This is a genomic window from Micromonospora sp. WMMD734 (assembly GCF_049178975.1).
In the GTDB taxonomy this organism is placed as follows: Bacteria; Actinomycetota; Actinomycetes; order Mycobacteriales; family Micromonosporaceae; genus Micromonospora; species Micromonospora wenchangensis.
In genome coordinates this window covers 5,458,371-5,484,573 of the sequence record NZ_JBMHMK010000001.1, presented here as the reverse complement: position 1 = coordinate 5,484,573, position 26,203 = coordinate 5,458,371, and the positions used below count along the sequence as shown (strand labels likewise).

Sequence of the window (26,203 nt, the reverse complement as noted above, 5' to 3'; positions counted from 1 at the left end):
CGGTCCCCGCGATTGGCCGCCCACCGCCGCCGGGTACCTCCCCGCCGTGCAGACGGACGAGACCTGGCAGCTCCGGCGGACCGCCACCGACCTGGACCGGCTCGGCGAGACCGAGTCGGTCTTCGCCCTGTCCAACGGCTGGGTGGGCTGGCGGGGCACGCTCGACGAGGGCCAGCCCTACGGCATGCCGGGCAGCTACCTCAACGGGTTCCACGAACGGCGGCGACAGAGCTACCCCGAGGACGGGTACGCCTTCCCGCAGGAGAGCGACACCGTGATCAGCGCGCCCAACGCCGCCCTGATCCGGCTCTGGGTGGCCGGCGAGCCCCTCGACCTGCGCACCGGCACCGTCCGCGCCCACGAGCGCACCCTCGACCTGCGGGCCGGCGTGGTACGCCGGTGCACCGAGTGGATCTCACCGGCCGGGCACGGGGTACGCGTCCGCAGCACCCGGCTGGTCTCCCTGACCCGGCACGCCGTCGCCGCCGTCCGCTACGAGGTCGAACCGCTCGACGACCGGCCGGTCGAGATCCGGGTCTGCTCGGACGTGCTCGCCAACGAGCGGGTGCCCGAACGCGCCGACGATCCCCGGGCGGCCTCGATCGTGCCCGACCCGCTCGACGCCGAACTGCACCGCCCCGACGGCCACCGGGGCGTGCTGGTGCACCGCACCGACCGCAGCGCCCAACGGGTCGCCGTCGCGGTCACCCACGACACGGACGCGCCGGCCGGGTTCACCGACGGCGACGACCACACCCCGGACCGGCTGCGCACGACCCTCGAGGGGCGGCTCGCCCCCGGGCAGCGGCTCCGACTGACCAAGTACGCCGCGTACGAGTGCGCCCCGGTCGACGACGGCACCCCCGACGAACTGGCCGACCTGGTCACCGCCGAGGCCGACGCCGCCCGCCGGCACGGGTTCGACGCGCTCCTGGCCGACCAGCGGGCCGTGCTCGACGAGCGGTGGCGCACCGCCGACGTGGAGATCGACGGCGACCCGGAACTCCAGCAGGCCGTCCGGTTCTCGGTGTTCCACCTGCTCCAGGCCGGCCGGGTCGACGGCGACCGGACCATCGCGGCGAAGGGACTCACCGGCAACGGCTACGACGGGCACGTGCTGTGGGACACCGAGAGCTACGTGCTGCCGGTGCTGACGTACCTGCTGCCCGGGGTGGCCCGGGGCGCGCTGCGCTGGCGGCACGCCCACCTGCCGCAGGCCCGGGAACGCGCGGCCGAGCTGCGGCTCACCGGGGCCACCTTCCCCTGGCGCACCATCGGCGGCCGGGAGTGCTCCGGCTACTGGCCCGCCGGCACCGCCGCCCTGCACGTCAACGCCGACATCGCCGACGCGGTGCTGCGCTACGTCACGGTCACCGGCGACCAGGAGTTCCTCGCCGACACCGGGCTGGAACTACTGGTCGAGACGGCCCGGCTGTGGGCCGGCTACGGCCACTGGTCCGACGACGGCGCGTTCCACGTCACCGGCATCACCGGCCCCGACGAGTACGCCGCCCTCGTCGACGACAACGTCTTCACCAACCTGATGGTCCGGCGCAACCTGCGGGGCGCCGCCGACGCCGCCGAGGGGCACCCGGAGCGGGCCGCCGCGCTCGGCGTCGACCCGGCGGAGATCGCCGGCTGGCGGGCCGCCGCCGACGCCGTGCACCTGCCCTACGACCGCAAGCGCGGGGTGCACCAGCAGGCGGCCGGCTTCACCGAGCAACCCGAGTGGGACTTCGCGGCGATGACCGACGACGACTACCCGCTGCTGCTGCACTACCCCTACCTGGAGCTGTACCGGCGGCAGGTGGTCAAGCAGGCCGACCTGGTGCTGGCCATGCAACGCTGCCCGGGGGAGTTCACCGCCGAGGACAAGGCCCGCAACTTCGCCTACTACCAGGCCCGCACCGTCCGCGACTCGTCACTGTCCGCCGGCTCGCAGGCGGTGCTCGCCGCCGAACTGGGCCACCTCGACCTGGCGTACGACCTGTTCGCCGAGGCGGCCCTGCACGACCTCGCCGACCTCGGCGACAAGACGAGCGACGGGCTGCATCTGGCGGCCCTGGCCGGGACGTGGACGGCGGTGGTGGAGGGCTTCGGCGGGCTGCGCGACGACACCGGCGAGCTGTCGTTCGACCCCCGGCTGCCGGCCCGGATCGACCGGCTCGCGTTCCACCTGCGCTGGCACGGGCAGCGGCTGCGGGTCACGCTGACCCGCGACGGGGCCCGTTACGAGCTGCCCGACGCCGACCCGGAGACGACAGTCGCGCTGCGGCACGCCGGGGAGCCGGTCACGGTCACCGGCGCGGCGGCGGTCACCCGGCCGCTGCCGCAGGTGCCCGACCCGGGGCCGGAACCGCCGTCACCGCCCGGTCGGCGGCCCGCCCGCCGGGCCTGACCCGCTACGCATCCGCTCCCGCACCACCGCCAGCTCCTCGAAGGCGTACGCCCAGTTGTGGCACTTGAAGCTGCGCAGGCCGGTGACCGGGGTGTGGCAGTCGAGGCAGTGCACCCCGGCGATCGCGTCGGGAATCTCGGTGTTGACGTAGCGGCGCTCGCCGAGGATCACCGTGGCGATCATCAGCGGGTCGTGCACCCCCTTGAGGGCCGAGGCGACGATGTCCAGCCAGGTGGTCCGGCGTCCGCACTTGGGGCAGTCCGGCTGGTCGCCGCTGACCCACAGTGGTGCGCCGATGCTCTGTGCCGGCATGCCGAGCAGCTTCTCCAGCCGGCGTACGTCGTGTTCCGGGGTGGTCCAGCGGTGCCGCCCCGGCAGCGAGGCGGGTGAGTCGTACACGGCCCGGAACAGGGCCGGGTCCACCTCCACGGTCTCCCGGGCAGGGTTCATCGGGTGCCTCCTCGCCGACAGTCGGTGTCACCGTCATACCGGCAGGTGGCCCCCGCGTGCTGCCGGCTCGCCGACACGGGGGGTCAACATGTCGTCGCCCCGGGTGCTAGAAATCGGGGCGCGGGTGCCCGTCGCCCGGCGGCGGGACGCCCCGCAGCGACGAACCGAGTGGAGGGAGAGGCCGGTGACCGCGCCGACCGACGCCGAGCAGGGGCCGAACGTGGCCCGGATGTACGACTACTACCTCGGCGGGTGCCACAACTTCGCCGCCGACCGGGCCGCCGCCGAGCAGATCCTGCGGATCTTCCCGGACACCGGGATCGCCGCCCAGGCCAACCGGCACTTCCTGCGCCGGGCCGTCCGGCACGCCGCCGAGCTGGGCGTACGCCAGTTCCTCGACATCGGTGCCGGGCTGCCCACCCAGGGCAACGTGCACGAGATCGTCCGTCAGGTCGCCCCCGACTCGACGGTGGTCTACGTCGACTACGACGACGTCGCGGTCACCCACGCCCGGCGGTTGCTGCCGGCCGACGGGCGGACCACCGTCGTCCACGGCGACCTGCGCCGGCCGGACGAACTGCTGGCCCACCCCGACGTGCGGGCGGCGATCGACTTCGACCGCCCGGTGGCCGTGCTGCTGGTGGCGGTGCTGCACTTCGTCACCGACGACGAGCAGCCGTGGGCCTCGGTCGCCCGGCTGCGGGACGCGACCGTCCCCGGTAGCCCGCTGGTCATCTCCCATCTCACCACCGACGGGGCCCCGCCGCTGCCCACCCAGCAGGGGCGGGCGGTCTACCAACGCAGCAGCGCCCCGCTGGTGCCCCGTCCGCACGCCGACGTGCTGCGCTTCTTCGACGGTTACGACCTCGTCGACCCGGGACTGGTCCGGGTAGCCGAGTGGCGGCCCGACGGGGAACCCCGGGAGCGGATCTCCCACGGCTACGCCGGGATGGGCCTGCGCCGCTGACCGCCGGGCCGCCCCGCCCGACGCCCGGCCGGGCCGGGCTGCCGCCCCACCCGGCCCTCCGGTGGTGGTCAGGGTGGGGTGGGCAGCAGGTCACGACGGCACCGCCGGGGTGCGCCCGGTGATCCGCCGTCCGAGGTGGAGCACCAGCAGGGCCAGCACCGCCCCGGCCGCGCCGAGGGCGTACATGGTGGGCACGCCGGAGGTGAGGGCCGCCCCACCGGCGGTGGTGCCCAGGCCGATGCCGAGGTAGATGGCCGACGAGTTCAGCGACACCACCAGCGGGGCCTGCTGCGGCGCGGCGGCGATCAACCGGTGCTGCTGCGCCGGGGTCTGGCACCAACTCGCCGCGCCCCACGCAGCGACCAGCAGTCCGACCAGGAGGATCGGCGCGGACCCGGCGGTGCTGAGCGCGCCGAGCACGCCCAGCGCGACGACCATCGCGGCGTACCCGACCACCAGCACCGGCACCGCACCCCACCGGTCGGTGGCGTAGCCGGAGGCGACGTTGCCGGCGACCGCGCCCAGCCCGTAGAGCAGCAGCATCAGGTTGACCTGGTACGCGCCGACGCCGAGCGTGCCGAGGGTGGGCACCGCGAAGGCGTACACCGTGTAGCAGGCGGCCATGCCGATCACGGTGAGCGGCAGCACGGCGAGCACGGCCGGTTGGCGCAGCGCGGTCAACCGGGCGCGCAGCGGCACCGCCGCCGCGCCGGGCAGCGCGGGCATCGCCAGCCGGACGGCCACCGCGACGGCGAGCGCCAGCAGGGCCACCGCGACGAGCGCGGCCCGCCAGCCGAGCCACCGGCCGGTCAGCCCGCCCAACGGGACGCCCAGCGCGGTGGCGACGGTGAGCCCGCCGATCACCACCGCCAGCGCCCGCCCGCGCAGCGCCGGGGGGACCAGGGAGGCGCCTGCCGCACCCGCGTTCGGGGTGTACGCGGCGGCACCGGCGGCGGCGACGATCCGCCCGACGATCAGGACCGGCAGCGTGTCGGCGGCGGCCGAGACCAGGTTGCCGGCGGCGAGCACCAGCAGCGCGGCGACGAGCAGGGTACGGCGCGGCAGCCGGGCGGTCAGGGTGGACAGCACCGGGGCGAGGATCGCGTACGAGATGGCGAAGACCGTCACCGACTGCCCGGCGGCGGCGGTGGAGACCCGCAGCGCGGCGGCCATGTCGGGCAGCAGCCCGGCGACCACGAACGCGTCGGTGCCGACGGCGAAGGTGCCGGCCGCGAGGATCAGGGTGAAGCGCAGGCCCCGGCCGGGCCTGGCGGCGGTGTCCGGCCCCGGGCCGGTACGGGTGTGCAGGTGGGACATGAGGTCTCCGGATGCGGGACGGCATGCGGCGGCGCGGCGGGGTACGCCGGGCACGGATTCGGGTGTGGACGACCACCGGGTGCGGGCGGCGGGGGGTCGGTCCGGTCCGGCGGCCGGTGGTGCGGGCGCGGGTGGCCTCCGGCCGGTCGCGGGTGGACCGGTGGCCGGCGGGTGCGTGGGCCGACGGTCGGTCGGCGGCCGCGGAGGGGGTGGGCGGGGCGTCAGCCGCGCAGCAGCGCGTAGCGGCGGCGGGTGCGTTCAGCCGCCTCCGCCGGTGCCGAGGCGAGCAGGTCGGCCAGGGTGTGGCCGGCCAGCTCGCGTCGCCAGGCCAGGTCGGCGCGGTGCATGACGGTGCTGATGGCGCACGGGGTGCGGAACTCCGGCGCGGAGGGGTCGACCCCCGCGCCGCGTTGGCGGATCTCGGTGCACCGGAACGGGTTGTCGGCGCCCTCGATCGCCACCGTCACGTCCATCACGGTCACGTCCGCCGGTTGGCGGGCCAGCCGGAACCCGCCGCGCGCGCCGGGCACCGACTGGAGGATGCCGGCCCTGGTGAGGGCCTGGAGGCACTTGGTGAGGTAGGCCGGGGGCAGCTCGAACCACTCGGCGAGCCGGACGGCGGGCATCGGGTGTTCGCCGCCGATCCAGGCGAGGGTGAGGCAGCAGTGCAGCCCCCACTCGACCTGCTCGCTCATCCGCATAACCAGGATATTACACGTCCTGGTTAGCTTCGCAGCCGTACCCGCGGATCGGCCCCGTCGCGCGGGTCACCCCGGCCGGGTCCCGACACCACCGCCCGGGTACGACGCCCCGGGGCCGGGCTGGTCGGAGGCCAACCAGAACCGGCCGACCCGTTCGTTGCGTCGCGGCAGCGCCCGCAGCACCCCCGGATGGGTTTCGCCGCCACCGAACAGGTGCGCAGCGGACTGCTCGCCGTCCGCGCCGCCCGGGCCCGCACGGGTCGTGGGGTGCCCGTATCCGCAGCGCATAATGGGTACGGCCTCCGCGTGGACCGGTGGGGGTGGGGAGCAGCGACGGCCGCCGGGCGGGGCCGGGGCGACGAGCGGAGACGGCGGTACGGTGACCCAGGCGATGCCGAACGTGACCCGGAACACGCGTCAGCGCGGCGAGGTGCTGGCGTTGCTGCGCGAGGTCGACGGTTTCCACACCGCGCAGCAGCTCCACCAGATGCTGCTGGCCCGCAAGGCCCGGGTCGGGTTGACTACGGTCTACCGCACCCTCCAGCTGCTCGTCGACGCCCAGGAGATCGACTCCACCCGGCTGCCCGGCGGCGAGCAGTTGTTCCGGCGGTGCAGCCAGAGCCGCCACCACCACCATCTGGTCTGCCGCCGGTGCGGCAGCACCGTCGAGGTGGCCGGGCCGGCGGTCGAGCGGTGGGCCGACCAGGTCGCCGCCCAGCACGGTTTCACCGAGGTCGGGCACACCTTCGAGATCTTCGGCACCTGCGCGGAGTGCGCCCGCTGACGACCAGGGCCGCCGGGTGCGCCGGACCGGGAGGGTTCTTCCCGCTCCGGCGCACCCGGGCGACGGGTCAGCAGTTGCGCAGCTCGGGCGACTGGTTCAGGAGCTGACCCCGGGTGGAGACGAACCGGCGGTAGGGCTCCGAGTCGACAGCCGCCGGCCGGAACGCGGCGACCCGGTGGCAGTTCTGGAACGCCAGCTTCACCCCGAAGTGGCGCTCCAGGCTGGCCCGGATGGCGTCGCTGGCCATCGCGCGCAGCAACTGCCCCCGCTCCGCGTCACCGGGCGGCGGTACGACGTTGTCCGCCCGGTCCGCGCCTGACGACTCCAGGTCGGCGACGACCCGACTCACGGTCTGCCAGGCGTACGGCAGCGATTCCCGTACGCAGGCGACGAAGTCCCGGTCGTCGACGGGGCCCGCCTCGGCGGCTTCCAGCAGGGCGGATGGCACGGTGAGAGACATGGGTGCTCCTCAGCTGATAACGATTATGATTGTCGTTAGCGCTAACGTGGTGAGCACACCACGACACCCCGTCCGCGTCAACCGCGACACTCCCTGCCGACCTGCCGGGTCCCCGCCGCGCCCCCGCCGGCTGTCGGCTCGTAGCGCCCTCGGGTGTGGATGGTTGACTGGGGGCCATGCCGGTGGGGGAGCACGAGGTCGAGGTTTTCGAGGAAGCCAGGGCCCGGTTGGAGGCGCTCGCGTACCGCATGCTGGGGTCGACGAGCGACGCCGAGGACGCGGTGCAGGACACGTTCCTGCGCTGGCAGTCCGCCGACAGGCAGTTGATCGAGACGCCCCAGGCGTGGCTGACGAAGGTGCTCACCAACATCTGCCTCAACCGGCTCACCTCGGCACGGGCCCGGCGCGAGACCTACGTGGGTCAGTGGCTGCCCGAGCCGGTCTTCGCCGGTGACCGGATGCTCGGCCCGTCCGACACCGTCGAGCAGCGGGAGTCGGTGTCGATCGCGATGCTCACGCTGCTGGAGCGGCTTTCGGCCAGGGAACGGGTCGTCTACGTCCTGCGCGAGGCGTTCGGATACCCGCACGCCGAGATCGCCGAGGTGCTCGACCTCACCGAGGCGAACTGTCAGCAGATCTACCGGCGGGCGAAGCAGCACGTGGCCGACGGCCGACGCCGGGTGGCGGTCGACGCGGACGCGGCCCGCAAGGTCGTCGAGGAGTTCCTGGCCGCCGCGCTCAGTGGCAGGACCGACTCGCTCGTACGGATGCTGACCGACGACGCGGTCAGCATCGGCGACGGCGGCGGCACGGTCCTCGCGGTGCGCCAGCCGATCACCGGTGGCCTGCGGGTGGCGAGGTTCCTGCGCACGCTGTTCACGCCCGGCGATGCCAAGTGGGAGTTGGTGGGTGGTCGCCCCGACGTGTTCGCCGCGCTCGCCAACGGTGTGCCCGCGCTCGTGATGGTGGTCGACGACCGGGTCGTCGGGATCCTGTCGCTGGACGTGACCACCGACGGCATCGCGGCGGTCCACGCCCAGGTGAACCCGGAGAAGCTCCAGCGGGCGACCCGTCAGTGGGCCCTGGCCCGGCCCGGGGAGCCGTTGACCGGCGACTGGTGACCGGGGTCACGTACGGCAGCTGTCAGGTTTCGCCCCGCCGTCCGGTTCAGGAAGCAACACCGACCGGACAGGAGCGGAACCATGAAGCACCGCATCGTCGTTCTCGGAGCCGGGTACGCCGGAGCCAACGCCGCAGCACGCCTGGCGAAGCGGCTGCACCCCTCCGACACCCAGATAACCCTGGTCAACGCGGACGCCGAGTTCGTCGAGCGGGTCCGCATGCACCAGCTGGCGACCGGCCAGCACCTGAGGCCCCGCCGGCTGACCGACGTCTTCGCCGGCACCGGCGTGCAGGTGCGGATCGCACAGGTCACGGCCGTCGACGCCGAACGCGGGACCGTCGCCCTCGTCGAGGCCGACGGTCCCGGCGAGATCGCCTACGACCAGCTCGTGTACGCCCTCGGCAGCACCGCCACGGACCACGGAGTTCCCGGGGTCGCCGAGAACGCCCACTCCGTCGCGGACAGGCAGGCCGCGCTCCGACTGCGTGGCCGCCTCGGTGAGCTCCCCGCGGGCGCCACCGTGCTGGTCGTCGGTGGTGGTCTCACCGGCATCGAAACCGTCACCGAGATCGCCGGGGCCCGGCCGGATCTTGAGGTCTCCCTCGCCACCCGGGCCGGCCTCGGCGACTGGCTGAGCGACAAGGCCCGCAACCACCTGCGTACGGTCGTCGACCGGCTCGGGATCACCGTGCACGAGCACACCGACGTCGTCGGCGTCGAGCCGACCGGCGTCGTCACCGACGGCGACCGGATGATCCCGGCCCGGGTGACCGTCTGGACCGCCGGATTCGGCGTCCACCCCATCGCCGCGGCCACGACCCTGGAGGTCTCCGCGACCGGGCAGATCGTCGTCGACGACACCATGCGGTCGGTTTCCCACCCCGACGTGTACGCCGTGGGTGATGCCGCATCCGCACCCGGCGTCAACGGCGCACCACTGCGGATGTCCTGCGCTTCGGGGATTCCGTCCGCCCAGTTGGCGGCCGACGTCATCGCCGCGCGACTGACCGGTCGCCGGGTCCCCCCGAACACGATCCACTACGCCGCGCAGTGCGTCAGCCTCGGCCGCCGCGACGCGGTCGTGCAATGGGTGACCCCGGACGACCAGCCCAAACCGTCGGCGCTCACCGGCCGGCCGGCCGCACGCGTCAAGGAACTGATCTGTCGGGGCGCGGCCTGGAGCATGTCGCACCCGACCTGGATGTTGCCGAGCCGTCGCCGCCACGTGGTTCCCGGCGAAGCGTCGCTCGGGCGGAGGCCCGCCTGAACGGCGGGCCAACCGCACCGCACGCGGCTCCCGGCGGGAAAGTTGGTGGACCTCCCGACCTTGCCGAGCGGGTGAGAGACATGGGCTTCCGGGAGCTACCGGTGCCCCACGCCCACGCCGTCGCCGCCGGACGACTGCCATCGCATCACCGTGATCCCTTCGACCGTGCACTGGTGGCACAGGCGACAACCGAATATGCGGTGGGCCGGAGGTACCACCATGCGAACCACGCCGCCACGATCGCCGGTGATTCGCTACCGCTGACTTTGCCCAGCTCACGGGCGTCAGGCGGTGCCCGATGAACCCGGGCCGACCGACCCGCCGTTGCGGTTCGCCGATGCGGAAGAGATCAACCCGTTCCAACGCCTTCTCGATCTTCATGCCCATGCCGTCGCTCGGACGCCGGCATACGGACTCGATGACGTCTTGGCGGAGCTGGCGTTGTCCGCTGCGATGGTGTCCTGGTGGACTCGCTGGCAACCCTCGACAATCCACACCGCTCTACGGGCGGGCGCGGACCTGACGGACATCGCGGAAGCGACCGATCTCGACGCGAGCGACGTTGTCCGGCGGTGGCGGCGATGGGGACTTCGGCGGCTTCTACCTCTCGACACCCAAGAGCGGTTCCACCGGCACCGGCGACCTGGACGCGGTCGTCGCCGAGGAACTGACCGCCCATATCAGCGACGTCGGCCCCGTCGAGTTCATCCTTCCCGACATCACTGCGGGGGAGCGGCGGACTCGTTCGGTCGCCTTCCTGTTCACCTCGTCCCGGGGGAAGCTGTTGACCGACAACTACTGGTCAGAGCTGTGGGCGGGCTGGCGCGAAGCCGCCGGCTGGCCGAAGGAGGGCACCTTTCACTCCCTGCGCCACTTCTTCGCCACCACCCTGATGAGCAATGGTGTCGAGCCCCAGGAGGTGCAGAACGCGCTCCGACACGCCAACCTGCGGATCACGCTGGAAACCTACGTCCACTGGATGCCTAAGAAGGACCGTCCGCGCGGCCTCGTCGGTGGCCTCCTGCGGAACGCAGACAGCACCCGGCGGGAACCTCGCGGCGACCAACATTCGAGCTGAGTTGTGCCCTGGCTGTGCCCGATGATCTTTGTCTGGCGCGTTCCCAGCTCGGAGGCGGTGAAGAGTGGGCCGCCAGGGACTCGAACCCTGAACCTAAGGATTAAAAGTCCTCAGCTCTGCCATTGAGCTAGCGGCCCGTTCGCCCACAGGTTACCCGACCACGCCCTCCGGGTCGGGTACGCCTACGGGCAGCCCCGACGGCCGGGCTCCCGTCGCCCACCTCACCCGGCAGCCGGTTCCCGGGTGTCGGCCGGTACGACCATGGGCGCTCCGGTGACCGGGTCGGGGACGACCTGGTTCGACATCCCGAACACCTCGGCGACGAGCCCGGCGTCGACCGTCGACGCCGGATGTCCCTCGGCCACGATCCGGCCGTCGCGCATCGCCACCAGGTGGGTGGCGTACCGGGCGGCGTGGTTGAGGTCGTGCAGCACGGCCACCACGGTGCGTCCCCGGGTGACCAGGCGGTGCAGCACGTTGAGCACGTCGATCTGGTGTGCCACGTCCAGGTAGGTGGTGGGCTCGTCGAGCAGGACGAGGGGCGTCTCCTGGGCGAGCACCATGGCGATCCACGCCCGTTGGCGTTGCCCGCCGGAGAGTTCGTCGACCCGCCGGTCGGCCAGGTCGGTGGTGCCGGTGGCGTCGAGCGCCGACTCGACGGCCTCCTCGTCGGCGTGGGAGAAACGGCGTAGCACCCGCTGGTGGGCGTAGCGGCCCCGGCCGACCAGTTCGCGGACGGTGATCCCCTCGGGCGCGGTCATGGTCTGCGGCAGCAGCGCGATCCGCCGGGCACGTTCCTTGGCCGGCAGGGTGACCAGGTCCGATCCGTCGAGCGTGACCCGGCCCCCGGCGGGGCGGAGCAGCCCGGACAGTGCCCGCAGGAGCGTCGACTTGCCGCACGCGTTGGGCCCGATGAGCACGGTGAACGAGCCGTCGGGCACGGCGAACGACAGGTCGGCGCTGACGGTCCGCTGGTCGTACCGGAGGGTGACGTTCTCGGCCCGTAGCCGCGCGGTCAGCTGGTCGACCATCGGGTCCTCCTGATCTCGTGGACGAGCAGCCAGAGCAGGTACGCGCCGCCGAGGGTGACCGTGACCACCCCCACCGGCACGGTCAGCGGGATCACGTGCTGGGCGATCAGGTCGGCGCCGAGCAGCAGCAGCGCACCGACCCCGGCGGTGGCGGCGAGCGGCAGGCCGGGTGCCCGGACGAGCCGGCGGGCGATCTGCGGGGCGGCCAGGGCGACGAAGGAGATCGGGCCGGCCACTGTGGTGACGGCGCTGACCAGGGCGACCGCGATGACCACGAGGAGGGCGCGGTTGCGCTCGACCGCGACTCCGCTGGCGGCGGCGACGTCGTCGCCCAGTTCGAGCTGGGCCAGGGCCGCCGCCCACAGCGGGGTGACCGCCAGCAGCACCAGGATGATCGCGGCGGCCGGCCAGACCACGTCGGCGGTGGCGGTGTTGAGCGAGCCGGCACCCCAGGCGGCGGCGAAGAGTGCCGTCTCCAGGTCGGCGCGCAGCAGCAGCCAGGTGTTGGTGGCGGCGAGCATCGAGGAGACGCCGACCCCGACGACGATGAACCGGAACCCGGAGAGCCCGTCCCGGTAGGCGAGCAGGTAGATCGCCAGCGCGGCGAGCAGGCCACCGGCCAGGGAACCGAGCATCAGCAGGTGCCAGCCGCCGCCGAGCAGCAGCAGGGCGATCAGCATGCCGGTGAACGAGCCGTTCGCCAGGCCGATGATGTCCGGGCTGGCCAGCGGGTTGCGGGTGATGGTCTGGAAGATCGCCCCGGCGACGCCGAGCGCCGCGCCGAAGGTGACGGCGGCGGCGATGCGGGGCAGCCGCCACTCCAGTACGACGGTGCGGGTCAGCCCGTCGATCCGGCCGCCGAGCACGCCGAGCACCTCGTCGAGGCGCAGCGGGAAGTCGCCCAGCCAGAGGCCGACCACCGCCAGCGCCGCGACGACGAGCGCGGCGGCGGCGCAGACGGCGGCTTCGCGTACGCCGATGGTCACGTGCCGGTGGTCGGTGCCGAGCAGCAGCCGGCGACCTCCGGCGGTGCGGCGGACCGGCCGGTTCACAGCGCGGTCGCCCGTCGGCGTCGGGCCAGCGCGATCAGCATCGGCGCGCCGACGAACGCGGTGACGATGCCGACGGGCATCTCGCTGGGCAGCACGGCGATCCGGCCGAGCACGTCGGCCAGCAGCACCAGCATCCCGCCGGCCAGCAGCGACCCGGCGAGGATGCGGCGCTGGTCGGTGCCGACGCCCCAGCGCACCAGGTGCGGCACCACGAGCCCGACGAACGAGATGGGGCCGGCGATGGCGCTGGCCCCGCCGGCGAGCAGGGTCACCGCGCCGAGTACGAGCAGCCGGGTCCGGACCAGGCTGACGCCCTGGGCGGCGGCCAGGTCGGGGCCGAGCGCCAGCGCGTTGAGGCTGCGGGCGGCGACGAGCGCGGCGAGCAGCCCGGCCACGATCAGCGGGAGCACCGGCAGCACCACTGCGGTGTCGCGTTCGAGCAGGCTGCCGGCGTTCCAGCCGCGCATCCGGTCGAAGGTGTCCGGGTGGGTGAGGGTGATCCCGGTGGTCAGGCCGGCCAGCACGGCACCGGTCGCCACCCCGGTCACCAGCAGCCGGGTCGGGGTGGCCCGCAGGTCGGCGGCACCGCCGACGGCGTACACGGCGACGGCGACCAGGAGCGCGCCGAGCAGGGCGAGCCACATGTAGCCGGCCGGCGAGGTGATCCCGAAGAAGGCGATGCCGGCGGCGACGAACGCGGCGGCACCGGCGTTGACGCCGAGGATGCCCGGTTCGGCGAGCGCGTTGCGGGTGAACGCCTGCATCAGCGCGCCGGCGACGCCGAGGCCGGCGCCGACCAGCAGCCCGGCGAGGGTGCGCGGGAGGCGCTGCCCCCAGACGACGTACTGCGCGGTGTCGCTGCCCGCGCCCCGCAGCGCCGCCCAGACGTCCGCCGGCGGCACCGGGTTCGCGCCCACGAAGACCGACAACACCACCGACCCCACGAGTACGACGACCGCGCCCACCAGCCACCGCCGGGTGGTACGACGACGCGCGGTACGGCCGGTGTCCGGCCGTACCGCGCGGGCGGGTGTGGTGGCGGTCAACGCGACGCGGTGAGGATGCGTTCGAGGTCGTCGAGGACGGCCTGCCCACCGACCGTGCCGACCCCGGTGATCCAGAACGACTGGTCGACGAGGTGCAGGCGGGGGAAGGCGGCGGCGTTGGCGGTGACCGAGGCGGGGATGGTGCTGCGGTCGTTGACGTCGACGGTGGTGACGAAGACGTGGTCGGCCTTGGCCTCCAGCACCCGTTCCGGGGAGACGTCGACCGAGATGGAGTTCTCCCAGTCGCGCTTCGGGGTGGTGAAGCCGACGCACTCCAGGGCGCTGCCGGCGAACGAGGTGGGCCCGTAGAGGGTGAGGACGCCGTCGCGGGGGCGGATGAGCTGCGCGGTCTTCCCGGCGGTGCCGAACTTCTCGGCGATCTCCGCGCACCGCTGCCGGAAGCCGGTGAGGAGCTTGTCGGCGGAGTCCGCGCCGCCGAGCGCGGTGGCGGTGAACTTCACGTTGTCCTGCCACGGGTCGGCCTGGGACGCCATGAACACGGTCGGCGCGACGTCGGTGAGCTGGTCGTAGAGGGCGGAGTGCCGGGACTCGGTGCCGATGATCAGGTCGGGCTTGAGGGCCGCGATCTTCTGCACGTTGGGTTCCTGGACGGTGCCGACGGTGCTGATGCCGGCGGCCTTGTCGCCGAGGTACTTGGGCACGCCGGCGGCCTCGCTGAGCACGGCCGCGCCGACCGGGGTGAGCTCCAGGGCGACGGCGGTGTCGAGCTGGACCGGTTCGAGGACGACGACGCGGGTCGGCTTGTCCGGCACGGTGGTCTTGCCGCGTGCGTGTTCGACGGTTCGGGTGTCGCCGACGCTGCCCGCCGGGTCGGAGTCGTCGGAGCCGCAGGCGGCCACGGCGAGCACCGCCGCCGAGGCGACGGTGAGGGCGAGGAGACGTCGGCGGATTGTTCGAGGGGTCGGCGTACGCATGGTGCAGGTTCCCGTCTGGCTACTGACAGTGACTAATCACGGCGATTTTTAGGTTAGCATTACCTAATCATCGATCTCTTCGCGGGCCGGTCGGTCGTGCCAGTAGCCCTGGGTGTGCACCTGATCCGGATCGATGTGCGCTTCGGTGAACAGTCGGCGCAACACGGCAATATTGCTACTCTCCGTAGCTGCCCAGGCGTAGAAGTCCGTTCCCGCCGTCGCCGCCGTGCGACCGTCGCCGGCCAGCCAGTCGGCCACCAGCCCGGTCAGCGTCGTCCCGCCCCGGGCGTCGCCCCGCAGCCGCACCTCGACCCGGTGGCCGGCGGTCACGTCGTCGAGGGTGCCGGCGTCCGCCGCGTCGCCGGCCTCCAGCAGGACCGTCGCCCGTACCCCCGGGCCGAGGCCGGACAGGATGCCGCGCACCGCCGGGTACGCCGTCTCGTCCGCCGCGACCAGCACCCGCGTCGCCGGCCCCGGCTCCCACTGCACGCCGTACCCGGGTTGGCCGGCCGCCACGTGCGGGCCCGACAGGAGCAGCCGGTCACCCGGCCGGGCCGCCGCCGCCCAGCCGCTCGCCGGGCCGTGCGGCCGGTGCAGGTAGAAGTCCAGGTCCAGCTCGCCCGCCGCCGGCCGGGTCCGGTACGCGGTGTAGCTGCGCAGCCTCGGGCGCACATCGCCGGGAATGGACCGCCACTCGCGTCGCCACGTCTGCTCGGGCAGCCCCGCCCGCAGCTCGGCCGGATAGCCGCCGTCGACCGGCAGCATGATCTTGATGCGCTGGTCGAGGTGGTGCGGGGCCATCTCCCGCAGCCGCTCGTCGCCGAGCGTCACCCGGACGAACCCGGGCGACAGCCGCCGGGTCGCCGTCACCGTCGTCGCGAACAGGACGTTGGGCGAGTTGCCGAATGCTGACATGCCGGCAGAGGCTAGCGTGCCTGATCCGGGCAGCTCACCGCCCCGTCACGCCTCCCGGGGGCTGCGGCGTTTCCGGTACTCGGCCATCCGATCGGCAAGAATCCGCACAACATTGACGGTGACCATGGCGATGGCTCAATCTGACGCCGGCCGGGTCGAAAGATCCGGGCTTTCCCCGCGTCGGCGAAGGAGTTCAGATGCCACACATCACGCTCAATACCGATGAACCCGGAATTCGCGGTCTGTTCCGCTTCCGGCCGGAGACGGCGTTGCCGCTGAACGGCCTGGTGGAGGCGCTGCTGTGTGGCCCGGGCACCCTGACTCGGGGTGAAAGGGAACTCATCGCAGCCTATGTGTCGGGCCTCAACGAGTGCCGGTACTGCTACTCGGCTCACGCGGCGTACGCGGCGGCGCAACTCCCCGAGGGCATGCCCCTGGTCGAGCAGGTGCACGACGACGTCGACAGCGCGCCGGTGTCGGCCAAGATGCGCAGGTTGCTGGACGTGGCCGGCGCGGTGCAGCGCGGTGGCCGGGAGGTCACCGCAGACCTGGTGGCCGCCGCCCGGGCCGAAGGGGCCACCGACGTGGAGATCCACGACACCGTGCTGATCGCGGCGGCGTTCTGCATGTTCAACCGCTACGTCGACGGGCTGGCCACCGTCCTGCCTGACGACCCGGACTTCTACACCGACCGCGCGCAGCGGATCGCCGCCCACGGCTACCTCGGCGTGCTGCAACAGGAGGTCATCCACGAGTGACCGGCCCGGCGGGCCCGGCAGGTCGGTGGGTGCCGCCACGGCGGACCGTCACCGGGCCTGCCGGAGCGCGTCGGCGAGTTCGGTGGCCGTCGTCGCGGTGACCCGGGGTTGGTCGACGAGCATCTCGTCGATCACCTCGGCCAGCCGCGCCGGAACGGCCCCGGTCCGCTGCCGGACGGGCACCGGCCGGGTCCGCAGGACCACCGCGACCGGGTCGGCCCCGGCGGGGAAGTCCCGGGGCGTCGCCCCCGTCAGCATCCAGTAGAGACAGGCGGCGACCGCCCAGAGGTCCACCTCCGGGCGGGCGTACCGGTAGTCGACCAGTTGGGCGCGGGGCTGGAAGGCGAGGCTGCCGCCGGTCGCACCGGTCCCGGTGTGCCCGGACAGGCCCGCCTTCTCGAACGCCTTCGCCAGCCCGAAGTCGGCGACCTTGGTGACGGTCCCACCTGCGGGCCCGGTGCCGAGCAGGAGGTTGTGCGGGGTGACGTCCCGGTGCACCAGCCCATGGGCGGTCCGGGTCCGGCCGTCGGCCAGCACGACCGCGAGCTCCGCCCGGTGGGCGTAGGCCAGCGCGTCCAGCGCGTCGAGCGTGATCGGCAGCGCCTCGTCGACGGTGAGCCGGCCACCACGCCGGGTCACGAACTCGGCGACACTGCCACCCGGGCAGTACTCACAGGTGAAGAAGAACGCGGAGTCGGCCGCGCCGCTGCCGTGCAGGGCGACGATGTTGGGGTGCCGCAGCCCGCGGGTGCAGGCGATCTCGCGGCGGAAGGCGTCCCGCGCGGCGGGGTCCACCGCCCGGTCGGCGAGCAGCGTCTTCAGGGCGACGAGCCGGCCGGACGGCTCGTGTCGGGCCAGGTAGACGACGCCGTGACCGCCGCGTCCGAGCTCCCGCAGCACCCGGTGGTCGGTGAACCCCTCCATGCCGGGGGCCCCGTGCGCGGCGGCCGCCGCCAGCGCCGGCAGCGCCAGGTCCTGGTCCGGCCCGGCGGCCCCCCACGACCCGTCGTCGGGCGGGTCGACGGTCAACGTCGCCAGCCCGATCCGCACCTCGGCACCGGCCGACAGGAGCCGCGCACCGTCGACGGGTCGGCCGTCGAGCCAGGTGCCGTGCCGACTGCCGAGGTCCCGTACCCACACGTGCGGCGGGTCGACGTCGAGCCGGCAGTGCCGGCGGGAGACCCGCCGTTGCCCGTCGTCCACCCGGATCCCGCAGTCGGCGGCCCGCCCCACCACGACCGAGACGGGCCGGGGGAAGACGTACGTGTCGACGGTTGACCCGGCCCGGACGGTCATCGTGACCGGCGGCGGAACCGGTTCCGACCCGGTGGGTCGCCCGGCCGCTGCGTCGTCGGTGCCCACGCCCGGCTGCCCGGTCAGTCGACCAGCGCCACGTACAGCGGGCTGCCCAGCAGCACGGTCATGCCGGGCCGCCCGTCGAGTTCCGGGTACGGGCTGGGCCCGTGGAGCAACCGTTTGGCGAGGAACTCGACGTTCTGGGTGGGCCCGCGCAGGCGGCTGCCGGCCTGGTGCACCGAGGCCAGCGCCGCCGCCTCGGCCGGGTCCGGCCCGTCCACCGTGTCGTGCGGGGTGTCAGGCACCGGTGCGGCCCCCTCGTCGACGAGCCCGGCGAGCAGCGCCGGCATCGTGGACGATCCCGCGAACCCGCGGGCGGCGGACTCGGCCGTCGAGGTCGCGCCGACGAGGTGGAACGGCGACCCGCCGAGCCCGACGACGGTGTCGTCGGTGCGGCCACCGAAGTAGACCAGCGACTGCTCGCCCGTGGTCGGGACGACTCCCCACCGCATCGGCAGCAACCCCCTGAAGAACTGCCCCGGCTCGTCAACGGAACCGACGTCGGCGTGCTCGTCCAGGTAGCGGGTGACCCGTTCCAGGCGGGCCAACCGGTCGGTGCCGGGGTTCTCGACGCTGCGCTTCACCCCGACGACGGTGAGGTTCACACTGAACTCGGCGGCCCGCCTGCGCTGGTGACCCGGGTCGATCTGGGACAGCAGCATGTCCACCTTGGCGTCGCTGACATAGAGGTAGTAACGAAAACTCACGGTCACTCCCTGACGACGCGGTCCGACCCCCGAGGTTACCGTCCGCGACCAACCGGCAGTTGTCCCGTACGCCGGCGGGTGCCAGGCTCAGACCATGCCGTGGCGTCCCGGGGACCGGATTCTGGATCTCTACGAGGTGCTCGACGAGCCCCTCGCCGGTGGCATGGGCCTGGTCTACCGGGTCCGGCACCCCGGCTGGGACATCGATCTCGCGGTCAAGGTGCCGCGCCCCGGGCGACTGTCCACCGAGGCGCACCGTGCCCGGTTCGAGGCCGAGGCGGGCACCTGGGTCGGGCTGGGCCTGCACCCCCACGTGGTCAGCTGCGCGTACGTGCGCCGGGTCGACGGGCTGCCCTGCGTGTTCGCCGAGTGGGTCGCCGGTGGGTCACTGGACCACCTGGTCCGGGCCGGGCGGCTGCACGAGGGACCGGACGCCCCCGACGGCGGGTTCCTCGCCCGTGCCCTCGACCTCGCGGTGCAGTCGGCGTGGGGCATCGACCACGCCCACCGGCAGGGCCTGATCCACCAGGACGTCAAACCCGCGAACATCATGGTCGGCCTCGACCGCGACTGGACCGCGAAGGTCACCGACTTCGGGCTGGCCGGCGCCCGCGCCGCCGCCGACGGGGACACCGGCACGGCGGTGGACGCCAGCCTGGGCGCGAGCTTCGGCGGCATGACCCCCGCCTACTGCTCGCCCGAGCAGGCCGAGGCGGCGGCCGGCGCGCGGGTCACCCTCACCCGGGCCACCGACGTCTGGTCGTGGGCGCTGTGCGTGTGGGAGATGTTCGCCGGTCGCCGCCCCTGCCGCTACGGTCAGGCGGCGCGGGAGGCGTTCGCCGACTACCTGGCCGCGGGGCAGACCGGGCCGGCGGCACAGCCGATGCCGCAGGGGGTCGTCGACCTGCTCCGGGAGTGCTTCGACGTCGACCCGTCGACCCGCCCGCACAGCCTCGCCGACCTGGCCACGGCTCTCGTCGGAACGTACGCCGACGTCCTCGGCGTCCACTATCCACGGGTGCCGCCGTCGGCGGCGGGCCTGCTCGCCGGCAGCCTCTCCAACCAGGCGCTCTCGCTGCTCGACCTCGACCGGCCGGCGGAGTCGGAACACCTGTGGCGGTCCGCCGCCGACGTCGACCCGCACCATCCTGCCGCCGTTTACAACTGGGCGCTGTACCGGTGGCGGCACGGCCGGATCACCGACGAACAGGTGCTCGGGGAGTTGCAGGCGGCGCGGGAGATCGCGGGGGAGGACTGGCGGGCCGACCACCTGCTGGGGTTGGTGCACGCCGAACGGGGTGACGACGAGGCGGCCCGGCCGTTGCTGGCCGCCGCGCCCACCGGCCCCGAGGTCGCCGAGGTGGCCGCCGCCGTGGCCCGGCGCGGCACGGAACCCGGATCGCGGCGGTTGCCCGGCCACCGCGGCGCAGTGGCAGCCGTCGCCGTCGACCACGCCGGTCGGGTGATCGTCAGCGGCGGCGCGGACGGCAGCCTCCGGGTGTGGTCGCCGACCGGGCAGCCCGGGGTCCGCGAACTCGGTGCGGACGGGGCGGGTGCCGCCGTCACGGCCCTGACCGTCGACCGGGACGGCCGGGCCGCGCTCGTCGTCCGCGAGGGGGACCGGGTCGAGTGCTGGGACCTGGCGCGGGCCGGGTGTGTCCGGGTGCCGGCCGACCAGCGGGCCGCGGTGACCGCGGTGGCGCTCACCGCGGCGGGCACGGCCGCCATCGGGTACGACAACGGCCGGATCGAGATCCGGGACACGGCTGACGGGCGGCTGCGGCGCACCCTGGAACATCCGCCGAGCACCTACCAGAACCTGGACGCGGCGGGCCGGATCCTGCCGGAGATCCGGGAGAGTCCCGCCAGGGTCACCGTGCTGGGCCTGAGCGAGGACGGCGCGGTAGCGGTGTCGGCGGCGCCAGGTGACGGCAGTGTGGTGGTCTGGGAGGTCGACACCGGGCGCTGGATGCACCGTCTGGTCAAGGCCGCCGACATGCGGATGACCGGGGTCAACCAGGTGGCGTTGGGCGGGTCCGGCCGGTACGCCCTGCTGATCGGGCACCAGACGCGGATGGTGCACCTGTGGGAGACCCGGCCCAACCGGGTGCGGGGGCCGGTGCCGAACAACCTGAACCGGCACGCGGAGATCGTGCTCAGCGGGGATGGTGAGCGGGCGGTCTCCGTCGGGCTCGGCACCCCCGACCAACCGGCCCGGGTCTGGGACACGGTTTCCGGCCGGTGCCTGCGTACCGTCGCCATGCGCACCGACGGGCTGCCCCCGGAACTGGCCGGTCTCGTGTCGCCCACCTGCGTGGCGGTCAGCGGGGACGGCGCGCTGGCCGTCGTCGGTGACGAGTACGGGGGGCTGCACGTCCACCGGCTGCCCCGCCCCGACCTGCGGGCCCCGTGGAGCTACGAGCGGCCCCTGGCGGCGGGAGCGGTGCTGGCGGCCGAGGCGCAGGTCCGGCAGCGGATCGCCGGTGCGGAGGCGCTCGCCCGCCAGGGCCGGACGGCCGACGCGGCCGGGGAGGTGCGGGCCGCCCGCGAGCTGGTCGGGTTCGAGCGTCACCCGCAGCTGCGGGAGCTGTGGGAGCGGTTGGGGCGGACGGCGGGCGAGCGGACCGCGCCCCTGGGCATCTGGCAACGGTACGAACTGCGCGGCGGACAGTTCACCTTCGTGGCCGGGTTGCCCCCGGCGCTGAGCGTCGACGGCGACCTGGCGGTGACAGCTGGCACCGACGGCCTGCTCCGGGTGTGGGAGCTGCGGACCGGCAGGCAACGGCACACCTTCGCGGAGCGGGTGGGCAACACGCACACCATCGTGTTGTCCACCGATGCCCGGTTCGCCGTCAGCGCGGACTGGGTCGGGACCGCCCACCTGTGGGACCTGACGACCGGACGACGGCGGGCCGAACTGCACGGCGACCAGGGCGCGGTGCGGGCGGTCGCGATGGACGGCGCGGGCCGGTACGCGGTCGTCGGTGACGCCGAGGGGAACCTGTGCCTGTGGAACCTGCAGCAGTCCCATCTGATCCGGACGATGGTGGCGCACCGGGGGCCGGTGTGGACGGTCCGACTCAGCGACGACGGCCGGTACGCCGCGTCGGTCGGCGCCGAGGACGCGACGTGTCGGGTGTGGCGGACGGGCACCGGCAGGCCGGTGCTCACCGTCCCCGTCGGGTTCGGCGGACGGGTGCCGGTGCGGTTCACCCCGGACAGCCGGCTGCTCCTGGTCAACTCGACGGGGGAGCTGACCGCGTGGGACGTGCACACCGGGCGGCAGCGGTACGCCGTACCGAGCCGGGGCGACGCCATGGCGCTGAGCCGGGACGGACGTATCGGGCTCGTCCGGGCGTACGGCGGGTCGTACGCCCGGGTGGTGTCGGCGTGGGAGGCGGCGACCGGGCGGGTGGTGTGCACACTCGACTCGGAGGCGGACGTGTTCGACGTGAGCCCGGACGGGCGGCACGCGGTGACCGCCGATGCGGACCGTACGCTGCGCATCTGGGACGTCCGGACGGGACGACGCCTGCACACCTGCGACGGCCATCCGGAGCCGGTGTCGTCGGTGGCCTTCACGGCGGACGGCCGCAGTCTGGTGTCGACGGACAACCGACCGGCGATCCGGCGGTGGGAGCTGGACTGGGACTACGACTTCACGGGCTGATCCGCAGCCGGGCCGAGCCGAGCCGGGTGCTGAGCCCACCGCCGGCCATCGGCTCGATCACCTGGTCGGTGTACGCCGCCGCGCGCAGCGCGTCGTCGTGGGCGGCCCGCTGCTTGCGGGAGAACCGGCGGCGGTCGACCGCGAGGTCGGCCACGACCGGCGGGATGAGCTCGTGGAACTCCGCCGGCACCCCGGCGATGTTGCGTTCGTAGTGGGGATCGTCCGGATAGGTCAGGGTCAGCGTGACGGGTGGCTCGCCGCGCAGCCGCCCGTTCAGGGCGCGCAGGGACCCGGCGAGGAACTCCAGGGCGATGTTCACGTCGCTCGACAGCCCGACGTTGTTCGCGTCCGGCTGGTAGCCGGGCGGGGCGTCCTCGGGCACCACGAACCGCACGGAGACCTGCTTGGCGGGCAACTCCAGCAGCAGGCGGGGCCATGGTCCGCCGCCCTCGATGGTGACGTCCACCCGCTGGGGGTCGAGGGACAGCCGCAGGCTGAGCCGGTCGATCATCGCCAGGGCCTCGGGCGGCAGGTCGTCCTGCCGGTACGGGCCCCGGCTGCGGGTCCGCAGCGCGTCCGCGTGCATGGTGGCCAGCACGTGTGCACCGGCGCGGTCGATCGTCAGGGCGAGCGGGTGGACCGCCAGGTCCCTCATGACCCGGACGACCGCGCCGATCAGCACTGAGGGTGCCGCAGCGGTGGCCATCGCCTGCCCTTCCGTCAGGTGTGGGCACAGTGACCGCCAGTGTCGCACATGAATGTGTCGGGCCGTGCCGTCCGATGGGGTGCCGGCGGCCGGGGTCGGACCGCAACGGTGACCTCGCCGACGGACGTCAACTCGGTGTGACGTATCCTGTACGCGACTCTGAGTGATCAATCAGGGCGATTTGCCAGTCTCGATCCTGTTATGTCATTGCAAGTTGTGATCAATCTTGACCTTATTGATTAATGCTTCTTAAGGTCTATTTTGGTCGCCGGCATGATCAGGAGAGAGAACTGATGGACGAGGTTTCCCTTTCCGATCGTCTGAGTGACCAGCTGAGGCGATTGTGCGAGGCCAGCGGAATCAGTGCGGCAGAACCGCTGGAACTGCTGGAAAGCCTGCTCGGGCCGGCCGGCCCGCAGCCGTTGTCGGCCCCACCACGCTGGCCGTCCAACATTGCCGACGACCACACTCCGGTGGAGTTCTCCGTCGCTTTCAGCGGCACCGAACCGCCGACGGTGCGGATTCTCGGCGAGACGTTGGGAACGCCACCCGGCCGCCTGACCAACATGTTCGCCACCCAGCGGTTCCTCGACCGGCAGGCGCACCGCGCCGGCCTGTCCACCTCCCGGCTGGACTCGGTACGCGACCTGTTCGCCACGTACGACCCGCAGGGTGTCTTCGCCGTCTGGTGCTCGCTGGTGTTCCGCAACGGTAGGCGACCCGAGTTCAAGGTCTACCTCAATCCGGAACTGCGGGGCGTCGACCGGGCGTCGGGCCTCGTCGCCGAGGCGCTGCACCGGCTCGGCCTGGGTCGGTCCTACCGGGCGATGCTCGACCACGGCATCCGGCCGGGCGAACTGGGCCGCCGGGACCGGCTGACGTTCTTCGCCCTCGACCTGCACGACGGCGTCCAGGCGCGGGTCAAGGTCTACCTGACCCACCACGACGCCGGGGTGGCCGACGTCGTCCGGGCGGCCGGGGTGGTCGACGGTGTGGACACCACCCGGCTCGCCGAGTTCGCCAGGCTGGCCGGTGGCGGTCGGACCCGGTTCGCCGGCCTCCCGCTGGTGGGCAGCTACACCCTCGTCGAGGGGGCGGGCCGACCGGTCGGCTACAGCCTCTACGTGCCGATCCGCGGCTACGTCGACGACGACGAGGAGGCGTACGACCGGGTGGTGGCGGTGCTGGACCGCTACGGCTTCGGTCGTTCGGTGCTGGACCGGGCACTCGCCGCGGTGGCCCGGCGGCCGCTGCGCGACGGCGTCGGGCTGATCCCGCACCTGTCGCTGCGGCTGGGCGCCCCCCGCCCGGGGGTGACCGTCTACCTGTCCGCCGAGGCGTACCAGGTGACCCCGCCGGCACGCCGCCCGGTGACCGTCGACCGCACCGCGCTGGCGACCCCGACCGGCCGGGCCGGCGCGGGACACCCCTGACCGTCCATCGAGGAGCGAACAGTGCCCGTCGACGCCTACGCGATGCTGCCCCCGTACCGGATCAAGGTGGTCGAACCGATCCCCTTCCTCGACCCGCAGGAACGGCGGGCGGCCCTCGCGGACGCCGGATACAACCCGTTCGAGCTGCGCGCCGACCAGATCACCATCGACCTGCTGTCGGACTCCGGCACCGGGGCCACCTCGGCCGCGCAGGAGGCCGCCGCCGCGCTCGGCGACGAGTCCTACGCCGGGGCACGCTCCTGGTTCCGGTTCCGCGACGAGGTACGCGACCTCACCGGATATCCGCACCTGCTCCCCGTGCACCAGGGGCGGGCCGGCGAACGGGTGCTCTTCACCAGCCTGCTCCGACCCGGCCAGCTCTGCCTCAGCAACACCCACTTCGACACCACCCGCGCCAACGTCACGCTGGCCGGCGCGGAGGCCCGGGACCTGCCCTGCCCGGCCGCGTTCGACCTCGACAGCGCGGAGCCGTTCAAGGGCGACATCGACCTCGACGCGTTGGCCGCCACGCTCACCGGGCCGGAACGCGACCGGGTCGGGCTGGTCCTCATCACGATCACCAACAACGGCCTCGGCGGGCAACCGGTGTCGATGGCCAACCTCACCGCCGTCCGCGACCTGTGCCGGGCGCACCGGGTGCCGTTCTTCCTGGACGCGGCGCGGTTCGCCGAGAACGCCTGGCTGGTCGGGCAGCGCGAGTCCGGCTACCGGGACTGGACGCCCCGGCAGATCGCCAGCCACGCCTTCGGGCTCGCCGACGGCTGCGTGGTGAGCCTCAAGAAGGACGGCCTGTCGGCCATCGGCGGGCTCATCGGGCTGCGCGACGACGACCTGTTCGCCAGGTGCGAGGCCAACCTGATCGCCACCGAAGGGTTCTCCACCTACGGCGGGCTGGCCGGCCACGACCTGGAACGGCTCGCCCAGGGGCTGCGCGAGGTGGTCGACCCCGCGTACCTGCGGGCGCGGGCCGCCTCCACCGCCCGGCTGGCCCGGCTGATCAACGAGGCCGGGGTGGACACCGTGCAACCCGCCGGCATCCACGCCCTCTACCTCAACGCCGGCCGGTTGCTGCCCCACCTGTCCCCGGCGCAGTTCCCCGGGCACGCCCTCGGCTGCCAGCTCTACCTCGACGGGGGCATCCGCTGCGCCGAGCTGGGCTCGCTCTATCTCGGCGGGATGGACGACCGGCACCGACTGGTCACCCCGGCCCCCTTCGAACTGGTGCGCCTGGCCATCCCGCGTCGCGTCTACACCGACACCCACTTCGAGTACGTGGCCGCCGTGCTCGCCGACATCGCCAAGGAACCCGGCCGGGTCCCCGGCTACCGGGTGGTCTCGTCGCCGCCCCTGCTCCGCCACTTCAAGGTGCGGTTGGCGCAGCTCCCGACGGGAGGCGGCGGCACCGACTGAACCGGTACGTCCGGCTCCGGTCCGCCCGGCCGGAGCCGGCCGGCACGCCGCCGGGTCGCTCAGGCGGTGGCGGGCAGCCGGGACAGGGCGTGCCGCACCAGTTCGATCAGCGCCTGCTTGCTGGAGGCCCGGTCCCGGGCGTCGCACCACAGCAGCGGAACGGTCTCGTCCAGCTCCAGCGCGGCGCGGATCTCCTCCTCGGTGTAGGGGCACTCACCGAAGAACCGGTTGACGGCGGCGACGAACGGGATGCCCCGCCGCTCGAAGTAGTCGACCGCCGGGAAACTGGTGCCGAGCCGGCGGGTGTCGACGAGCACGATCGCCCCCACCGCGCCCTGGGCCAACTCGTCCCAGATGAACCAGAACCGGTCCTGCCCCGGGGTGCCGAACAGGTAGAGCACCACGTCGTTGCTGATGGTGATCCGCCCGAAGTCCAGGGCGACGGTCGTGCTGGACTTGCCCTCCACGCCGGTGAGGTCGTCCACCCCGATGCTGGCCTGGGTGAGGACCTCCTCGGTGACCAGTGGCGGAATCTCGCTGACCGACCCGACCAGGGTGGTCTTGCCGGTGCCGAAGCCGCCCGCCACGACGACCTTCACCGATTTCCGATCCACGTGT

At 73.3% G+C, this 26,203-nt stretch carries 24 protein-coding genes, 1 tRNA gene and 2 pseudogenes; 12 read left to right on the top strand and 15 right to left on the bottom strand.

Features of this window, described 5'->3' with window-relative positions; translation table 11 throughout:
• Window positions 1–46 precede the first annotated feature (46 nt).
• Window positions 47–2,398 carry a glycoside hydrolase family 65 protein gene (locus ACN267_RS23605; RefSeq protein WP_421489678.1) on the top strand — a complete coding sequence of 784 codons (2,352 nt, stop codon included), beginning with the start codon at window positions 47–49 and terminating at the stop codon, window positions 2,396–2,398.
• On the opposite strand, the gene ACN267_RS23600 is transcribed toward ACN267_RS23605, so the two are convergent.
• Entirely contained in the window at window positions 2,363–2,848 is a 486-nt protein-coding gene (locus ACN267_RS23600) for a hypothetical protein (protein ID WP_421489677.1), read from the bottom strand. The two genes, ACN267_RS23605 and ACN267_RS23600, sit on opposite strands and share 36 nt — an antisense overlap.
• Window positions 2,849–3,032: 184 nt before the next feature.
• Between ACN267_RS23600 and ACN267_RS23595 the strand changes: the two genes are divergently transcribed.
• The gene (locus ACN267_RS23595; protein WP_421489676.1) at window positions 3,033–3,815 is read left to right on the top strand and encodes an SAM-dependent methyltransferase; all 783 of its coding nucleotides are present in this window, start codon (window positions 3,033–3,035) and stop codon (window positions 3,813–3,815) included.
• A gap of 90 nt (window positions 3,816–3,905) precedes the next feature.
• Here the strand turns inward: ACN267_RS23595 and ACN267_RS23590 are convergent, their stop codons facing one another.
• The 3 genes from ACN267_RS23590 to ACN267_RS23580 all read right to left on the bottom strand — a co-directional run bounded on the left by ACN267_RS23590 (window position 3,906) and on the right by ACN267_RS23580 (window position 6,121).
• Window positions 3,906–5,132: an MFS transporter gene (locus tag ACN267_RS23590; RefSeq protein ID WP_421489675.1), complete on the bottom strand. Its 1,227-nt coding sequence runs from the start codon at window positions 5,130–5,132 to the stop codon at window positions 3,906–3,908.
• A gap of 221 nt (window positions 5,133–5,353) precedes the next feature.
• Window positions 5,354–5,827, bottom strand: a complete 474-nt coding sequence (locus ACN267_RS23585; protein ID WP_204958567.1) for an RrF2 family transcriptional regulator — start codon at window positions 5,825–5,827, stop codon at window positions 5,354–5,356.
• Between the two features lie 72 nt (window positions 5,828–5,899).
• On the bottom strand, window positions 5,900–6,121 hold the full coding sequence (locus tag ACN267_RS23580) for a hypothetical protein (RefSeq protein WP_421489674.1): 222 nt from the start codon (window positions 6,119–6,121) through the stop codon (window positions 5,900–5,902).
• Between the two features lie 103 nt (window positions 6,122–6,224).
• Between ACN267_RS23580 and ACN267_RS23575 the strand changes: the two genes are divergently transcribed.
• Window positions 6,225–6,617 (top strand): Fur family transcriptional regulator, encoded by a 393-nt coding sequence (locus tag ACN267_RS23575; protein ID WP_145917370.1) that lies wholly within the window; start codon window positions 6,225–6,227, stop codon window positions 6,615–6,617.
• 67 nt (window positions 6,618–6,684) lie between these two features.
• Here ACN267_RS23575 and ACN267_RS23570 read toward each other — a convergent pair whose 3' ends face one another.
• Window positions 6,685–7,077, bottom strand: coding sequence for an SCO5389 family protein (locus ACN267_RS23570; RefSeq protein WP_088642005.1), 393 nt, complete (start codon window positions 7,075–7,077; stop codon window positions 6,685–6,687).
• A 176-nt stretch (window positions 7,078–7,253) separates the two neighbouring features.
• Between ACN267_RS23570 and ACN267_RS23565 the strand changes: the two genes are divergently transcribed.
• The 5 genes and pseudogenes from ACN267_RS23565 to ACN267_RS23545 all read left to right on the top strand — a co-directional run bounded on the left by ACN267_RS23565 (window position 7,254) and on the right by ACN267_RS23545 (window position 10,545).
• A complete protein-coding gene (locus tag ACN267_RS23565; protein ID WP_204958569.1) occupies window positions 7,254–8,198 on the top strand; it encodes an RNA polymerase sigma-70 factor in 945 nt (314 codons plus the stop codon).
• Between the two features lie 81 nt (window positions 8,199–8,279).
• Window positions 8,280–9,467: an NAD(P)/FAD-dependent oxidoreductase gene (locus ACN267_RS23560; protein ID WP_421489673.1), complete on the top strand. Its 1,188-nt coding sequence runs from the start codon at window positions 8,280–8,282 to the stop codon at window positions 9,465–9,467.
• 35 nt (window positions 9,468–9,502) lie between these two features.
• Window positions 9,503–9,769 (top strand): annotated as a pseudogene (locus tag ACN267_RS23555) (hypothetical protein); the annotation flags it as partial.
• Window positions 9,759–10,052, top strand: a pseudogene (locus ACN267_RS23550) (hypothetical protein); the annotation flags it as partial. The pseudogenes ACN267_RS23555 and ACN267_RS23550, both read left to right, overlap by 11 nt.
• Complete coding sequence (locus ACN267_RS23545; protein ID WP_239485278.1) at window positions 10,030–10,545, top strand: tyrosine-type recombinase/integrase; 516 nt, start codon at window positions 10,030–10,032, stop codon at window positions 10,543–10,545. The pseudogene ACN267_RS23550 and the gene ACN267_RS23545, both read left to right, overlap by 23 nt.
• A gap of 65 nt (window positions 10,546–10,610) precedes the next feature.
• On the opposite strand, the gene ACN267_RS23540 is transcribed toward ACN267_RS23545, so the two are convergent.
• The 6 genes from ACN267_RS23540 to ACN267_RS23515 form a co-directional block, all read right to left on the bottom strand.
• Window positions 10,611–10,682, bottom strand: a tRNA-Lys gene (locus ACN267_RS23540).
• Window positions 10,683–10,766: 84 nt separating this feature from the next.
• A complete protein-coding gene (locus tag ACN267_RS23535) occupies window positions 10,767–11,564 on the bottom strand; it encodes an ABC transporter ATP-binding protein (RefSeq protein ID WP_281903284.1) in 798 nt (265 codons plus the stop codon).
• Window positions 11,561–12,628 carry a FecCD family ABC transporter permease gene (locus ACN267_RS23530; RefSeq protein ID WP_421489672.1) on the bottom strand — a complete coding sequence of 356 codons (1,068 nt, stop codon included), beginning with the start codon at window positions 12,626–12,628 and terminating at the stop codon, window positions 11,561–11,563. The genes ACN267_RS23535 and ACN267_RS23530 overlap by 4 nt, the downstream gene beginning before the upstream one ends.
• Window positions 12,625–13,674 (bottom strand): FecCD family ABC transporter permease, encoded by a 1,050-nt coding sequence (locus ACN267_RS23525; RefSeq protein ID WP_239485279.1) that lies wholly within the window; start codon window positions 13,672–13,674, stop codon window positions 12,625–12,627. Before ACN267_RS23525 ends, ACN267_RS23530 begins: the two co-directional genes overlap by 4 nt.
• Window positions 13,671–14,609, bottom strand: coding sequence for an ABC transporter substrate-binding protein (locus ACN267_RS23520; protein ID WP_204958572.1), 939 nt, complete (start codon window positions 14,607–14,609; stop codon window positions 13,671–13,673). The genes ACN267_RS23525 and ACN267_RS23520 overlap by 4 nt, the downstream gene beginning before the upstream one ends.
• 63 nt (window positions 14,610–14,672) lie before the next feature.
• Complete coding sequence (locus ACN267_RS23515) at window positions 14,673–15,524, bottom strand: siderophore-interacting protein (RefSeq protein ID WP_204958573.1); 852 nt, start codon at window positions 15,522–15,524, stop codon at window positions 14,673–14,675.
• Between the two features lie 197 nt (window positions 15,525–15,721).
• Here ACN267_RS23515 and ACN267_RS23510 point away from each other — a divergent pair, with 197 nt between their 5' ends.
• Entirely contained in the window at window positions 15,722–16,282 is a 561-nt protein-coding gene (locus ACN267_RS23510; protein WP_204958574.1) for a carboxymuconolactone decarboxylase family protein, read from the top strand.
• 48 nt (window positions 16,283–16,330) lie between these two features.
• Here the strand turns inward: ACN267_RS23510 and ACN267_RS23505 are convergent, their stop codons facing one another.
• Together ACN267_RS23505 and ACN267_RS23500 are read right to left on the bottom strand one after the other, a co-directional pair.
• Complete coding sequence (locus ACN267_RS23505) at window positions 16,331–17,644, bottom strand: protein kinase domain-containing protein (protein WP_421489671.1); 1,314 nt, start codon at window positions 17,642–17,644, stop codon at window positions 16,331–16,333.
• 14 nt (window positions 17,645–17,658) lie between these two features.
• Window positions 17,659–18,345, bottom strand: a complete 687-nt coding sequence (locus ACN267_RS23500; protein WP_204958576.1) for a DUF7019 family protein — start codon at window positions 18,343–18,345, stop codon at window positions 17,659–17,661.
• A gap of 94 nt (window positions 18,346–18,439) precedes the next feature.
• On the opposite strand from ACN267_RS23500, the gene ACN267_RS23495 reads away from it, so the two are divergent.
• Window positions 18,440–22,015, top strand: coding sequence for a protein kinase domain-containing protein (locus ACN267_RS23495; RefSeq protein ID WP_421489670.1), 3,576 nt, complete (start codon window positions 18,440–18,442; stop codon window positions 22,013–22,015).
• On the opposite strand, the gene ACN267_RS23490 is transcribed toward ACN267_RS23495, so the two are convergent.
• On the bottom strand, window positions 22,005–22,670 hold the full coding sequence (locus ACN267_RS23490) for a hypothetical protein (RefSeq protein WP_421489669.1): 666 nt from the start codon (window positions 22,668–22,670) through the stop codon (window positions 22,005–22,007). The genes ACN267_RS23495 and ACN267_RS23490 overlap by 11 nt on opposite strands.
• Window positions 22,671–23,062: 392 nt before the next feature.
• Here ACN267_RS23490 and ACN267_RS23485 point away from each other — a divergent pair, with 392 nt between their 5' ends.
• Both ACN267_RS23485 and ACN267_RS23480 read left to right on the top strand, forming a co-directional pair.
• Window positions 23,063–24,154 carry a tryptophan dimethylallyltransferase family protein gene (locus ACN267_RS23485; RefSeq protein WP_421489668.1) on the top strand — a complete coding sequence of 364 codons (1,092 nt, stop codon included), beginning with the start codon at window positions 23,063–23,065 and terminating at the stop codon, window positions 24,152–24,154.
• Between the two features lie 21 nt (window positions 24,155–24,175).
• Window positions 24,176–25,585, top strand: a complete 1,410-nt coding sequence (locus ACN267_RS23480; protein WP_421489667.1) for a tryptophanase — start codon at window positions 24,176–24,178, stop codon at window positions 25,583–25,585.
• 59 nt (window positions 25,586–25,644) lie between these two features.
• Here the strand turns inward: ACN267_RS23480 and ACN267_RS23475 are convergent, their stop codons facing one another.
• Entirely contained in the window at window positions 25,645–26,199 is a 555-nt protein-coding gene (locus tag ACN267_RS23475) for a GTP-binding protein (RefSeq protein ID WP_204958580.1), read from the bottom strand.
• Window positions 26,200–26,203 lie beyond the last annotated feature (4 nt).